Raw genomic sequence first — 12949 nt, 5'->3', positions numbered from 1 at the left:
CGCCCCCCGGATGCGCCGTGGCTCAGACCAGCTCGGGTTGCGGTGCCGGCTGCCGTGCCGGTGCGGCCTTCGGTTCCCACGATTGGGTGGTTCGTACATAGCCGTAGACCACCGAGGTCACCGCCAGAACGAGAAGCGGCCCGAACACCCACGGATGTTCCGCCATCTCCATGGACAGGTAGCGATAGGACACCAGGAGCGCGGTGAAGACCGTCGCACCGTAGGCGACCAGCTGAATTCCCGACCGGTCCCAGCCACGGTCGAGCGAGCGCATCGCCGCCTCGATCGTGACCGTGAACACCACGCCCGCAACGATGTCCGCGCCGTAGTGGTAGCCGAATCCCAGCGTCGCGCCGAGCGTGGCGATCAGCCAGAACGCGCCGCCGAATTGCAGAATCCGTGGACCCTTGCGGGAATGAAGGAAGATCGCGGTGGCCCACGCCGTGTGCAGGCTGGGCATGCAGTTGCGAGGGGTGATCCCGTCGAACGGCATCTGGCCCGGGGCGCTGATCGACGGCGGTGTGTCCGGCCACAGGTCGGCCACCGCCCAGTGCCCGCCGTCGGCGCCGTAGGCGAAGATCGGTCCGACCACCGGGAAGATCATGTAGATGGCCGGCCCGAGGAGGCCGACGACCAGGAAGGTGCGCACCAGGTGGTGGCCCGGGAAGCGGCGCTCGACTGCCACGTTGCGCAGCTGGTACAGCGTGACGGCGACCGCGGCCACGGCGAGCTGGATGTAGACCCAGTCGAGGACATGGGCACCGATCGGGCCGGTGGCCTCCACGATCCGGCCTGCCACCCACGACGGGTTGCCCAGCGCGTGATCGGCGGTGGCCACGTACTGGTCGAGCACCATCGGGCGGGTCTTCCATGTGATGAGCAGCCAGGCGTCGCCGGTCTTGCGGCCCGCCACCAGCAGCAGGCCCAGCCCGACGCCCTTCAGCAGCAGGACGCGCTCCCGGCCGGTGCGGCGCGTGACAGCGATGACCGCGCAGCCGAGGATCACCCACAGCGCACCATTGCCGAACATCATTTTGGCGTCGAGCGCCCACCGGACGGCAAAGAAGGCGATGTCGATGCCGATGGCGGCACCGACCGCGATGAACCGCTGCCGCCAGGTGAGCACCACCATCATCAACGCCATGCTGGCGTACAGCAGCGGCCCCGATTTGGGGGCGAATATCACCTCTCGCACCTGGTTGGTGATCGGCCCCCGTACGCCGTAGTGGCGCGCGGCGATCTCCAGCGCGACGAGGAATCCGAGAGCCACCGCACTCGCCGCAGCCCACAGCATCACCCGTGGCCGACGCCACGCGGCGAACTTTATTCTGTGGTCTATTTGGGAAATCACCCGCAATTTTACATTTCACAATCGTTCGGCCGATTAGTTGATTGCCATCACCCTTTATGACGGAAAGTACGGCTTTCCGGTGAAGGGCGCGATGAAGGCGATCACCGCAAGCTCGAACATGTTAGCGGAGCGGTACGGGTGGGTTTCGCTGGTCCCGGTCGGAGTCGACGGGTTCCCGTTGCCCCTTGCAAAGCAGGAAACGAGGAAACACACACCGTCGGCGCCCTGTGCAGGAGCCCCAGGTCAGTCGCCGGGGAGCAGCCGGGTCTCGGCGGCGGGCACGCCCTTGGTCCACCAGTGGTCGTAGCGGGCGTAGGCCCGGGGGTCGCGGGCGGCGAGGAAGGCGACGAGGGACCGGGCCTCGGCCGCCAACGCCTCCCAGACGGGCTCCGGCAGGGGGTGGAAGGCGCCGCCTTCGATGCCGCCGTCGGTGGCGCGCCAGACACCGGCGACCTGGCCGTCGACCAGCAGGGTGGGCAGCACGTCGCCGTTCACGCGGGTCACGTGCTTGCGGTACGCGGGCGGGATCACGCGGCTGCGGTCGGCGTAGGCCAGCAGAACGCTGTCCCACATCGCCATCAGCCGGGGCGGTGCGGGCACGTCCTCTTCTGGCCTGAGTGCGCCGGGGACGTCGTACAGCACCGTGCCGTCGGGCCCCTGCAGCTCCTCCACTTCGTCCGCGAGCGCCTTCACGGCCGCTCTGACCCGGGGCCGGTGGACCAGCGCGAACTGCGCCATGTCGGCCGTCGACGCCGGTCCGAAGCCCGCCAGGTAGCGCAGGAGCAGGGCCTGCAACCCCTCGTCGGGCGCCTGGGAGTCCCCCAGGGCGGGCCGCTCTTTCGCCGCGACGTACGAGAGCCGGTTGGTGAACGCCCAGGGCCCGCCCGTGGGCGCGTGCCACAGCGGCGCGTACTGCCGCAGCATCCGCTGCGCGCCGACCTCCAGCGGCCGGCCGAGGCGCTTCTCGAACCACTCCCCCAACTCGGCGCTGCTGCGCGGCCGCTGGACGTACCTGCGCAGGCCCGCGACCAGGGCGTCGGCGTCCTCGGCGGTGAGCCCGGACGAGCGGAAGCGCGCGTCGCCGAGCCGGGAGGAGCGCAGCGTCGGTTCCATGGCCTCGCGAAAGCTCCGGTAGTCCTCGACGTGGACCGCGTGCAGGGTGAGCCGCATGAGGGTCGCCTTCACGATGCGGCGGTCGGCCAGCGCCGCGTCGAGATCCGCCGGGTCGAAGCCGCGCAGCCGGTTCCACAGCGCGATGTAGGGCGAGGCGGGCTGCTGCGCCTGGAGGGCGACCACGCGCCGCAGCGCCTCCTCGACGTCGAGCGACTCGCGGCCGAGCAGCAACTGCCGGGCGAGCGTGGCACGGTTGAGGGCACGCGCGGAGATCACCATGCCGCGATTCTGCCCCGCCCGCGCCCGCCGCAGAACCCTGACCTGCCGGGCACGCCGGCCCCCGGTCAGCCGCAGCCCGTCACGCCGTGGCCGGGGCAGCCTCGCGGGTCGGGCCGACCGCGGCCATGACCGCCTGCCACGGGGCCGAGTCGCCCCTAACGCGTTCCCCACCACGCCGGCGAAACGTTCAACGCCCACACGTCGCCCGCCTGGTGAATCTCTGGATCGTCCACGTCATAGTCGCCGTCCCCATAAGGATCGGGGTCCTCGATAACGAAGATGCGCGCGCCGGACTCGGGCACGCGATAGCGGTGGACATCGCCTGAGAGGTCCTCGGGCTCGACCGTACGCCCCAGGGACAGGATCCCGGACCGCAAGTCCTGGAACCGGACACGGGGCGCGAACCCCCCGTACTCCCGCTCCAGAGTCGGCGGCACGGCGGAGTGGCCGTGGATCAACCGGTGGACCTGCACACTGATCCCGAAACAGGACATGGACCCTTCGGCACCCGAGAAGGAGACCTCCACCAGCCCGTAGTCCCGGCGCAGCAGCCCCGCACCGCGATCGTCGAGGTAGCCCGGCCCCACTGCGGCCTCCCATGCATCGGGACCGGATCCGATTCCGGTCCCGAGGACGTCGCCGCGCGTGGCGACGTGGGCGTAGAAGTCCAGATCGGACACCCGTTGATCTCCTTGGGCTTGGTCATACGTACGGACCAGACCTTAACGAGTGCGGCATTCACCGTGCGGCGGGCACCTCCCAGCCCGGCCCGCGCGGGGCGTACGTGATGCCCCCAGGGCTCCCCCGGGCCAACCCCCCGACTAGGCTTGAGCGTGTCCTTTTCCGTTCCCCGGCGGGAGCGCATCGGTCGGCAGCCCCGGCTGTCGCCGCGTGACATAGGAGAGTGATCCGGTGACACAGCGCAAGCCTGCGGGTGTGAGCTTCGAGTCGTGGGTGGACCGGCAGATCCGCGAGGCGCAGGAGCGCGGCGAGTTCGCCGAGCTGCCGGGCTTCGGCAAGCCGCTGCCCGATGCCGCGCAGCCGTACGACGAGATGTGGTGGATCCGCCAGAAGATGGCCCGTGAGGGCGTCACCGCGATGCTGCCCCCGGCCCTGGCCCTGCGCAAGGAGATCGAGGACGTACTGGCCGCGGCGGCCGAGGCACCGTCCGAGCGGGCCGTGCGGGCGCTCCTGGAACCGGTCAACGAGAAGATCGCCGCCATGCTCAGGCAGCCGCCCCCGGGGCCGCTGCTGGGGCGCGACCTGATCGACGTGGACGCCGTCGTACGGGAGTGGAACGAGGCACACCGCCAGGCCTGACGGTGTGCCTGCGCATCCCGACCGACCTCCGCGCCGCCCGCCACACCATCGTCACCGCCGGCCCAAGGGCCGCCGCCCGCCCGGCAACCTCCCCGTGGCTCAAAAGTTACGCCCCAAAACGACTTCCACGAACGGGAGTTGGTGCATACCGTCGCCTCTGTCAGTCGTGACGACAACGTTCAGGGAGGGACAGTATGAACCCCAACATAAGAGCGGCAGCCGCCACCGCGGCGCTCCTCACCGGGCTCCTCGCGGCCGCCGGCACCGCCAACGCGGCCGAACGCATCGACGCGCAGCACCTGGCCGCACACCTCGACAAGGCGATCGCCGCCGAGCAGGCAAACGGGGAAACCACGGGCGGGCCCATCCTGGGTGCCCTCACGAGCAGTCCTGACGGCGCCGACACCGTCAACTCCTGAGCGGGCGCGGGTGCGCGCCGTGGACAACCCGAGGGAAGACGGGAAAGCCGGTGAGGACCACGTCACTTGGTGCCCCAGCGGGGAAGCCCACCGTCCGGAATCCGTCGTTCTGGGCGTCAGGTCGGGGAACGACGGCCAGGTCGTCTATCTGGCCGAGCCGGTACCGGCAGCACAGGTGCTGCCCGACATCCCCGAGGGCATCGCGCCCCACCGGGTGCTCCGGTTCGCCTCGCACTGCGTGTCCGGGTGCGCGAACCGGGTCGGCGACGCCTGCGGCCTGATCGAGCGCATTCAGACCCTGCCGTCACCGGACGCCACGGGAACCGTGCCACGGTGCCATCTGCGTCCCCACTGCAAGTGGTGGACTCAGGCAGGCGTGGACGCCTGCCACCGCTGCCCCGCCATCACCACGCTCAACTCCCCCGACGACCCGCTCGCCGTACTCGTCGCGGACCCCTCCACCACCACCGAGCAGTTGCAGGACTGGATCGCCTCGGCCGAGTGAAGCACGGCGGCCGGATCGCCAAACCCTCACACCACGGAGAAAGGTGCCGGTCGCAAGGTCGTCCACGCGCCCCCGCGACCGGCACCGGCGGGGTGGGGGAACCGATCAGCCGTCTTCCGGCCACGGGGCAGGGACGGCCCAAGGGGCCTCAGGGGGAGGGTCACCGTGCTGCGCATCGATCTCGCGCCGCCCGTCCTGGCGAACACACGGTTCGCGATATCGCCGCTCATCACCGCGTTCAACAGCCTGTGGCTGATACGTGAAGGCGCGCAGGGCCCCGACCACGGGTGGGGCCACCATCTGCGCACCACCGTGCGCGACCTTCGCCTCGTGCTGCTCGGATCCATCTTCCAGGGCCCTTGGGACTACCTTCCCGACTTCCTGAATCCGCAGCCCGAGGTCTACGAGCCCGACCTGCAGGACGAATTGCACAAGGTGGCCACGGTCGGCTCCGAACGCCTGAGCCGCGAGATCGCCCTCATGCTCCAGGGCAGGGCCGACACCCGACTGTCGGGAGGCGCCGCGCCGCGGCCCCTGCTGCAGATCCTGGAACAAGGCGAGACGGCGGTGGCGGAGCGCGCGGCCGCCGAGCTCCAGCACTTGTGGCAGGCCGCCGTCGAACCGGCCTGGCCGGGCCTGCGTTCGCGGATCGAGAACGACATCGCCCGCCGCGCCCAGACCGCCACACGCCAGGGCATGGCCACGATGCTGGCGGGCCTCCACCCGCGGATCGCCTGGAACGACGATCACCTCTTGCTGGTGAACCGCTACCAGGGCTGTGTCCCCAACGCCACGTCGCTGATCCTGACACCTTCGGTGTTCGCGACCGACGTGCACTTCACCCTCGACCCCGTTCCGGGCCAGGACAAACGCCAACCCATCGTCGCCTACCCGGCCCTGCCCGTACCGGACAGCACCGCGCCCACACCCCCCGTCCACGAACTCCTCGGGGTGATGCGGGCCCGGCTCCTGTCCGACCTCGGCCTCCCCCGAGCCACCGACGAACTGGCCGAACGCCACTGCCTCTCCCCCAGCACCGTCTCGTACCACCTGGGCATCCTGCACCGCGCCGGTCTGGTCACCAAGACCCGGATCAAACACCGCGTCCTGTACCAACGGATCCACCGAGCCGACGCGCTCCTGTCGTTGCCCGCATAGCTCATCGGGACCCACCATGGGGAACCGGCAAGGCGTTAGGCACACTTTGTGTGGTGTAGTCCCTTACCGAGACCCACACCAAGAGCCACCTCAAGAGAATGAGCCACGCATGATCACGCTTACGAAGGAATCCGGCCCGGCGGACCTGGACGGAGTAACCCATCTGTCCATCGGTGTGTCCTGGGACCCGACGGCCGGCAGCAGCGGTGGAGTCGTAGGCCTGCTCCGCCGCAAGAGCGGTACCGACCTCGACCTGATCGCCATCGCGATGCAGGGCGGGGACCCGGTGCGCCTGGCGGGTCTCGACTCGCTGGACCCCATGGGCAACGGCTCCTTGGTGCACAGCGGCGACAACCAGACCGGGCGCGGGGACGGCGACGACGAAACCGTCACGGTCGAGTTCGCACGCATCCCCGACCACATCACGTCGGTCGTGTTCGTCGCCGCCGCGTTCAAGAAGGGCAGCTCGTTCCAGAAGGCCCGCAACATCAGCTTCAAGGTCTACGACGCGACCGGGGGCAGCGCCCAGCAGGTCGCCGACATCTGGCCCAGCCTGCTCACGCAGGACAACGGCTGCGCCGTGGCCAAGGCCATGCGGGTCGGCAACTCCTGGAAGCTCGAAGTGATCAACATGACGGGGAAGATAAAGCAGGGCGACGAGCACGCCCTGATGCGCTTCGCCATCAGCAAGTAGCCCGTCCCCCCGACTTGGTACCGAGCAGTGATCGGGCCTGTCGGGCATCGCACGCGCCTCTGGCTGTCGCCGGTGCACGGCATCAGCGACAGCCGAGGGCTTCCTCGATCAGAGGGACTTCGCATCCAGCCAGCGACGGCGGCCCGGCCCCGTCGGATGGGTGCCGGTGACGCCCATGACCACCGAGTAGAGGCTGGTCTCCGCGGCGATGAACAGGCGGTTGCGCTTGGCGCCGCCCCAGGAGATGTTGGCGACCGCCTCGGGGACGTTGAGCCGCCCGATGAGGGTGCCGTCGGGGTCGTAGCAGTGCACCCCGTCGCCCATCGCGGCGGCCCAGAGCCGACCGCCGTCGTCGAAGCGGAGGTTGTCGAAACGAGCCTCCTTGCGAGCCTGCGCATCGGCGAACACCTTGCCGCCGGACAGGGTGCCGTCGTCGCGTACGTCGAAGACCCGGATGCAGCCCGCGCGGGTGTCGGAGACGAAGAGCTGCCGCTCGTCCTGCGAGAAGACCAGCCCGTTCGGCGCTCCGAAGCCGTCGGCGACCAGCCGCACTTCGCCGGTAACAGGGTCGATGCGGTAGACGTTGTTGGCCCCGATCTCGCTCTGCGCGCGATGGCCCTCGTAGTCGCTGGTGATGCCGAAGTCCGGGTCGGAGAACCAGATCGAACCGTCGGACTTGACGGCCGCGTCGTTGGGGCTGTTCAGGCGCTTGCCCTGCCACCGGTCCGCCAGCACGGTGACGGTGCCGTCGTGTTCGGTGCGTGTCACGCGGCGGTTGCCCTGCTCACAGGTGATCAGCCGCCCCTCGCGGTCGAGGGTGTTGCCGTTGGTGTGCCCGGCGGAGCGGCGGAAGACGCTGACTGCACCGGTCTCTTCGTCCCAGCGCAGCATCCGGTCGTTGGGGATGTCGCTCCAGACCACCTGTCGCCAGGCGGGCAGGTAGATCGGCCCCTCGGCCCAGCGGCATCCGGTGTACAGGACCTCCAGGGCGTCGTCTCCGTTCATGCAGCGTCCGGTACGGAACCGGTCGTCGAGCATCTCGTACAACCCAGGGCGCTCGCTGGTCATGGGGCTCTCCCTCTCCTACAGACATCACACACCGAAGGTCATTCGGCCTGCTCCGCAGATTGCAGGATGAGCTATGGTCACCACAAGACGATGCCGAATGGAGAGTTGTGGATCACATTGATCGGGTCCTGCTGGCGCAGCTCCAGCAGGACGCAACGCAGTCCTATGCCGCGCTGGGCCAGGCCGCCGGCCTGTCCGCCGGTGCCGCCCATGAACGCGTGCGCAAACTGCGGGAGCGCGGCGTCATCCGGCGCACCACCATCGAGGTGGACCCGGCCGCGGTGGGCAGCGCCGTCCTGGCCTACGTCCTGGTCGACTCGACCTCGTGGATGGGTGATTCGGCGAACGACTTCGCCGCGCTCCCCGAAGTCCTGGAGGCGCACATCATCGCCGGCAGCGCCTCGGTGCTGGTGAAGGTCAGGACCGCGACCACCGAGCAACTCCAGGACGTACTGCGCCGGATCTACGCCATCGACGGAGTCAGCGGGACCCAGGCGACCGTGGTGCTGGAGACCTTCTTCGAGCGGCCGCTCTCCCCTCGGACCGCCGACCGGACATGAGCGCGGCCGCCCAGGACCTCGGCCGGGGCCCACACCCCTCGGGCCATCTCACCGAGAGGTGATGGCCTGCTCCAACAGGCCGTGAAGGGCGCGCTGCTCCTGCGGGGCGAGTCCGGACAGCGGGGAGTCCACGGCGAGGAGTGCGAGGAGGCGTTCGCGCAGTGCGGTGCCCTCGTCAGTGAGGACGAGGTGCTTGGCGCGGCGGTCGGTGGGGTGCGGGTGGCGCTCGACCAGGCCCTGCTTCTCCAGTTTGTCGACGACGAAGGTGGTGTTGGAGGGCTCGCAGCTCATGCGTTCGGCGAGCTCCCGCATGGTCATCGGCCCGCTCATCTCCCGCAGCGCGGTCGCCTGGGGCGCAGTGAGGCCCAGGGTGGCGGCGCGCTCCCGTACGTGCTCGGCGATCCGCTGGGCCAGCCCGTTCACCAGCCCGCACAGCTGTCGCTCGGCGATGGCTTGCCGCTCTGGGGACGTCGTCATGCCACCAGCCTACCAACTCCATCAAGGCAACATATTTACAGCTTGAATGATTCGAACTTGATGCTTATGGTTGGGCCTCGCCGCCGCAGGAGACGCGACGGCGCCAACGACCTGACGGCAACTCACAGGGGAGAACTCATGGCTGACTTGACGGTGGATCAGGACGTACGACTGCGCCGCCCGGCGGGAATCCGCTCGATACGGCTGGGCGACACGAAGGTGTCGTACGTTCCGGACGGCGATGTACGGCTCCGGCCGCTCCACCTGCTCAAGGACACCACCGACGAGGTGTGGGCCGCACACCCGGAGTACCTGGACGCCACGGGCCACCTCGTGGGAAGCGTCGGCGCCCTGCTGGTCGAGCACGGTGACCGCGCGCTGCTGATCGACACGGGCTTCGGCCCGCAGACCCACGAGGAGCCGGAAGGCCCCCTCGGTGTGATCCAGGGCGGCGCGCTCCTGCGCAGCCTGGCCGAGCTCGGCCGCGGCCCCGAGGACATCGAGGCGGTGGCCTTCACCCACCTCCACGCCGACCACATCGGCTGGGCCTGCCACCCCGCCCCCGGCGGCGACCAGCCGGTGTTCGCCCACGCCGACTACCTGATCTCGGAGCCCGAGTGGGACCGGCGCGACCTCCTGGAAGCGCAGGGCATGACCGCGCAGGTCGCGGCCCTCGCACCTCACGTACGTACGATCACGGACGGGCAGGAGATCTTCCCCGGCGTACAGGTGCGGATCACCCCCGGCCACACCGTCGGGCACGCCGAGTACGTCATCACCGGGGGCGGACGGCGTCTGATCGCCTTCGGTGACGCCGTGCACTCGCCGATCCAGATCGACCATCCCGACTGGTCCTCGGGCTTCGACCACGACCTCGCCCGGACCGCCGACCACCGCCGCCGCCTCGTCGCCGAGCTGGCGGAGCCCGGCACGATCGGCTTCGGCGTCCACTTCGCCGACGTGGTGTTCGGACACGTCCGGCAGGACGGAGACGGCCCGGCCTGGCGGCCCGTGGACGCCTGATCCGCCGGAGCCGGACGGTCGAGGTGATGGTCAGGGTGGTTGCGGGCGTCGTGGGGGTGGCGGGCACGGGGGTGGTCCACCGGAACCGCGACCCGCTCCGCAGCGGACCGGCGTCCAGGCGCTTCACGCCGGTGACGGGCGGCTGCCGTGTGCCGCCGCCGAGCCGGGGCGGCTACCCGACTGTGGGCGGGGGTGCGCTTGGGAACCTCGTACTGCTGCGGTGCAGCAGGAAGGCGAGGTCTAGCGCAGTTGTGTGCAGGAGGTGCCGACGTAGGTGTTTCCCTCTTCCACGCGCAGTTCAGCGGCGAGGTTGCTCGCGGGGCTGACGAAGAAGTACACCGGGGGGTCGTTCAGGCACCGCCAGGTTTCGGCGGTGTAGTGATCGAGCAGGGTGATCTTGGTGGTCCTGTCGGACGGAAGCTGTCGGTTGCAGTGGATCCCAACCGTGGTGAACGAACCACCTCGGCCGATCAGGCATGTTGCGTGCGGCGTCGCGGACGCAGGGGCCGCGGCGCTGAGGGTGAGACCGGCCACGGACAGGGTGGCAATGCCGAGGGAACCTAACAGGCGGGCTGCCTTCATGGCGTACCCTCCTCCTTCTTCTCTCTCGTTGGTTGGCGGCACGATGGCCTATCGCGCACTCTGTCAGGCGGTGCTCCACAACCGCCAGCGCGACTTGCTCCTCGGGTGAGGTATCGGCCATCAGATCTTGGCGGAGATGGATTCCGGGGGCGTGGTGTGCCCGCGGAGCGCGGGAATGAGGGAAAGCGGAGGGCGGCGCACTGGTGCCCGGGTGACGTGTCGAACAATTTCGCCCCGCCGCCCGGACCGCACGGCAAGGCTGCGGCGCCTATTCCTCGGGCACGTTCCCAAGGTCCGTGCGGCCGCGACGGATTGGCCGCCGGGGTCCCCAGGTCGCGACAGACGACCACGTCAACCGGAGGTCATCATCGGCACGTCACACACCAGCAGGCGCCTCGGCATGGCCGGTGCCGTACTGACAGCGGTGGCCATCGCCGCCTCGCCCGCGGGCGCGGGTTCGGCGGTGGCAGGAACGGAGTGCTTCGACCGAGCGAGAGAGCCCTACACCTCACAGGTCGACAGCCATCTGCACTTCCGCCCGTTCGGCGGGCCCGCGATCGGGTTCGAGGAACTCACCGGCTACCTGCAAAAAAGCGGTGTCCGGCACGCGAGCATGTACGGCATCGGGCAGATGCTCCCGGTGAACTCCCCCTGCACCTACTACCTGGACTGCCCCGGCACTCCCGTGGTGCCGAGCATGAAGAACGACTTCGCCAACGCCGAGAACTATCTGGCGGCCAAGCCCAAGGACCCCGAACTCGCGGTCTCCATGACCTTTATGGACCTCAACCACCCGGAAACCATCCCGCCCGGCATCGCCCTCTACGACAAGGAGTTCCCGGGAGTGTTCCGGTGGGCGGGAGAGGTCAACCTCGTCAAGCAGGCACTGTTCCCCAACCACCACACGGCCGCGACGAGCGAGAACATCAAGAACTGGGCGCCGTTCATGAAGGTGCTGCGGGAACGCGGGATCCCCATCACCATCCACTCGGACCTCGGGAGCAATGCGGATCAGACGAAGTATCTCCATCTGATGGAGCAGACCCTTCGCCTGTACCCGGCGAACAAGATCGTGTGGGCACACATGGGCCTGTCCAAGGAGCTCACCGCCATGGATCCCGACCGGCACATCGGGATCATGAAGAGGCTGCTGGACACATACCCCAACCTCACGCTGGACCTCAGCTGGCGGGTCCTGGAAGACAACTACTTCAGCAAGCCGGGAGTACGGCAGAAGTACGCCGCATTCCTCGACCGGTATCCCACCAGGGCCATTCCCGGAACCGACTTCGTGGCCTCACGCGACAAGGACTACCACACTTATTCCCAAGAACTCGAAGTCACCAGCCGCATCAACAAGGCGCTGGACGACCGGGCCTTCCGTGACATCGCCCTCGGCGAGAACTACTACCGGCTGCTCAACCTCAAGGAGAGCGCGCCGCGGGTATGCAGGGCGAGGTGACGCGGCGGGCCGCCAACTGACGCCGGGTGTGCAGGGGTTCAAGCGCCCCAGTAGATCGTAGGGGTGAACTCCGCCAACGCCGGCCTGAACGAAGGCCGGGGCTCGGTGAACCGGTCAGACGACAGCACGTCGTCTGACCGGTTTCACTGTTGTTCGGATGACGTGCGGTGTGCGGCGGTCACTCTCAGGGACCTGTTACGGAGCAACCGGGCTCGCTCATCGAGTGCAGCTGGGCGAACTCGTCGGCGAGCATGCCCATCATGACGAGATCATGGTGTCGCCCGGCAAGGAACACGTGATCGCGGAGGCGGGCCTCCTCGACGAAACCGAGCCTGCGGTGAAGCCTCAGCGACGCCTCGTTGTGGGCGAAGATCCGCGCTTCGCACTTGTGGAACCGCCGCTCGGCAAACATGAAACGCAGCAGCATCACCACGGCTTCCGCTGCATAGCCTTTGCCTCGGTGATCAGCGCCGACGGTGACCCCGTACTCGAACCAACCCGCACGCGGGTCAGCGTGGTGCGAGCCGACAGCACCGACCGTCTCTCCCGTGTCGACGGCCTCGATCGCCAACCCGAAGCAGTCACCGTCGGACTTGGCAGCGCTCTGTTCCTTCGCCCAGTCACGGAAACTCTCGGCGGAGCGGGGCGGGTTCAGCAGGTCGCCCATCCGCTCCTCGTCCACGGCGAAGCGCATGAACGCGGACCAGTCGTCAGGCTCGATACCGCGCAGGCGTATCCGGCTGCCGCTCCAGAACGATGTCATCCCGTATTCGATCACGTCCCAGCGCGCGAAGTACAGCAAACAAGCGCCACCATGCCGGGCCCGCTCCGTCGCGGCGCGCCACGTGCCATCGTGCTCGCGATCGCCTCGACCGTCGTACGAATCGTCCGTCGTACGAAGTGCCCTCGGCCAGTGGCCGTAGACAGCCCAAACGGCG

At 68.8% G+C, this 12949-nt stretch carries 15 protein-coding genes; 8 read left to right on the top strand and 7 right to left on the bottom strand.

The genetic code is table 11. The annotated features are described in order from the left end of the window. Positions 1 to 22: 22 nt before the first annotated feature. From QIY60_RS29975 to QIY60_RS29965, 3 genes are all read right to left on the bottom strand, one after another. Positions 23 to 1294, bottom strand: coding sequence for a phosphatase PAP2 family protein (locus QIY60_RS29975; protein WP_283146119.1), 1272 nt, complete (start codon positions 1292 to 1294; stop codon positions 23 to 25). A gap of 300 nt (positions 1295 to 1594) precedes the next feature. Further along, positions 1595 to 2743 (bottom strand): winged helix DNA-binding domain-containing protein, encoded by a 1149-nt coding sequence (locus QIY60_RS29970; protein ID WP_283145305.1) that lies wholly within the window; start codon positions 2741 to 2743, stop codon positions 1595 to 1597. A gap of 155 nt (positions 2744 to 2898) precedes the next feature. Beyond that, positions 2899 to 3423, bottom strand: coding sequence for a hypothetical protein (locus QIY60_RS29965; protein ID WP_283145304.1), 525 nt, complete (start codon positions 3421 to 3423; stop codon positions 2899 to 2901). Positions 3424 to 3655: 232 nt separating this feature from the next. On the opposite strand from QIY60_RS29965, the gene QIY60_RS29960 reads away from it, so the two are divergent. The 5 genes from QIY60_RS29960 to QIY60_RS29940 all read left to right on the top strand — a co-directional run bounded on the left by QIY60_RS29960 (position 3656) and on the right by QIY60_RS29940 (position 6839). Beyond that, entirely contained in the window at positions 3656 to 4063 is a 408-nt protein-coding gene (locus tag QIY60_RS29960) for a DUF1992 domain-containing protein (RefSeq protein ID WP_283145303.1), read from the top strand. Between the two features lie 194 nt (positions 4064 to 4257). Next, positions 4258 to 4482 carry a hypothetical protein gene (locus tag QIY60_RS29955; RefSeq protein ID WP_283145302.1) on the top strand — a complete coding sequence of 75 codons (225 nt, stop codon included), beginning with the start codon at positions 4258 to 4260 and terminating at the stop codon, positions 4480 to 4482. 19 nt (positions 4483 to 4501) lie between these two features. Continuing rightward, on the top strand, positions 4502 to 4987 hold the full coding sequence (locus QIY60_RS29950) for a hypothetical protein (RefSeq protein WP_283145301.1): 486 nt from the start codon (positions 4502 to 4504) through the stop codon (positions 4985 to 4987). A gap of 165 nt (positions 4988 to 5152) precedes the next feature. Next, positions 5153 to 6145, top strand: coding sequence for a winged helix-turn-helix domain-containing protein (locus QIY60_RS29945; RefSeq protein ID WP_283145300.1), 993 nt, complete (start codon positions 5153 to 5155; stop codon positions 6143 to 6145). Positions 6146 to 6254: 109 nt separating this feature from the next. After that, positions 6255 to 6839, top strand: coding sequence for a TerD family protein (locus QIY60_RS29940; RefSeq protein WP_283145299.1), 585 nt, complete (start codon positions 6255 to 6257; stop codon positions 6837 to 6839). 108 nt (positions 6840 to 6947) lie between these two features. Here QIY60_RS29940 and QIY60_RS29935 read toward each other — a convergent pair whose 3' ends face one another. Beyond that, positions 6948 to 7907: an SMP-30/gluconolactonase/LRE family protein gene (locus QIY60_RS29935; RefSeq protein WP_283145298.1), complete on the bottom strand. Its 960-nt coding sequence runs from the start codon at positions 7905 to 7907 to the stop codon at positions 6948 to 6950. 107 nt (positions 7908 to 8014) lie between these two features. Here QIY60_RS29935 and QIY60_RS29930 point away from each other — a divergent pair, with 107 nt between their 5' ends. Continuing rightward, positions 8015 to 8467 (top strand): Lrp/AsnC family transcriptional regulator, encoded by a 453-nt coding sequence (locus tag QIY60_RS29930; RefSeq protein WP_283145297.1) that lies wholly within the window; start codon positions 8015 to 8017, stop codon positions 8465 to 8467. A 48-nt stretch (positions 8468 to 8515) separates the two neighbouring features. Here the strand turns inward: QIY60_RS29930 and QIY60_RS29925 are convergent, their stop codons facing one another. Next, positions 8516 to 8944, bottom strand: a complete 429-nt coding sequence (locus tag QIY60_RS29925) for a MarR family transcriptional regulator (protein ID WP_283145296.1) — start codon at positions 8942 to 8944, stop codon at positions 8516 to 8518. A gap of 138 nt (positions 8945 to 9082) precedes the next feature. Between QIY60_RS29925 and QIY60_RS29920 the strand changes: the two genes are divergently transcribed. Then, a complete protein-coding gene (locus tag QIY60_RS29920; protein ID WP_283145295.1) occupies positions 9083 to 9967 on the top strand; it encodes an MBL fold metallo-hydrolase in 885 nt (294 codons plus the stop codon). A 240-nt stretch (positions 9968 to 10207) separates the two neighbouring features. On the opposite strand, the gene QIY60_RS29915 is transcribed toward QIY60_RS29920, so the two are convergent. Continuing rightward, positions 10208 to 10549 (bottom strand): hypothetical protein, encoded by a 342-nt coding sequence (locus tag QIY60_RS29915; RefSeq protein WP_283145294.1) that lies wholly within the window; start codon positions 10547 to 10549, stop codon positions 10208 to 10210. 400 nt (positions 10550 to 10949) lie between these two features. Between QIY60_RS29915 and QIY60_RS29910 the strand changes: the two genes are divergently transcribed. Continuing rightward, on the top strand, positions 10950 to 12011 hold the full coding sequence (locus QIY60_RS29910) for an amidohydrolase family protein (RefSeq protein ID WP_283145293.1): 1062 nt from the start codon (positions 10950 to 10952) through the stop codon (positions 12009 to 12011). A 184-nt stretch (positions 12012 to 12195) separates the two neighbouring features. Here QIY60_RS29910 and QIY60_RS29905 read toward each other — a convergent pair whose 3' ends face one another. Continuing rightward, positions 12196 to 12813 (bottom strand): GNAT family protein, encoded by a 618-nt coding sequence (locus tag QIY60_RS29905; RefSeq protein ID WP_349253968.1) that lies wholly within the window; start codon positions 12811 to 12813, stop codon positions 12196 to 12198. Between the last annotated feature and the right edge of the window lie 136 nt (positions 12814 to 12949).

Source organism: Streptomyces sp. BPTC-684, assembly GCF_030028635.1.
Lineage (GTDB): Bacteria > Actinomycetota > Actinomycetes > Streptomycetales > Streptomycetaceae > Streptomyces > Streptomyces noboritoensis.
This window is presented reverse-complemented; position numbering and strand designations above follow the sequence as displayed.

Bases quoted from the DNA above. Each gene is read 5' to 3' on its own strand.
- QIY60_RS29925 (WP_283145296.1), bottom strand. From the start codon at position 8,944: ATGACGACGTCCCCAGAGCGGCAAGCCATCGCCGAGCGACAGCTGTGC.
- QIY60_RS29935 (WP_283145298.1), bottom strand. From the start codon at position 7,907: ATGACCAGCGAGCGCCCTGGGTTGTACGAGATGCTCGACGACCGGTTC.
- QIY60_RS29910 (WP_283145293.1), top strand. From the start codon at position 10,950: ATGGCCGGTGCCGTACTGACAGCGGTGGCCATCGCCGCCTCGCCCGCG.
- QIY60_RS29955 (WP_283145302.1), top strand. From the start codon at position 4,258: ATGAACCCCAACATAAGAGCGGCAGCCGCCACCGCGGCGCTCCTCACC.
- QIY60_RS29940 (WP_283145299.1), top strand. From the start codon at position 6,255: ATGATCACGCTTACGAAGGAATCCGGCCCGGCGGACCTGGACGGAGTA.
- QIY60_RS29920 (WP_283145295.1), top strand. From the start codon at position 9,083: ATGGCTGACTTGACGGTGGATCAGGACGTACGACTGCGCCGCCCGGCG.
- QIY60_RS29915 (WP_283145294.1), bottom strand. From the start codon at position 10,549: ATGAAGGCAGCCCGCCTGTTAGGTTCCCTCGGCATTGCCACCCTGTCC.
- QIY60_RS29975 (WP_283146119.1), bottom strand. From the start codon at position 1,294: ATGCTGTGGGCTGCGGCGAGTGCGGTGGCTCTCGGATTCCTCGTCGCG.
- QIY60_RS29970 (WP_283145305.1), bottom strand. From the start codon at position 2,743: ATGGTGATCTCCGCGCGTGCCCTCAACCGTGCCACGCTCGCCCGGCAG.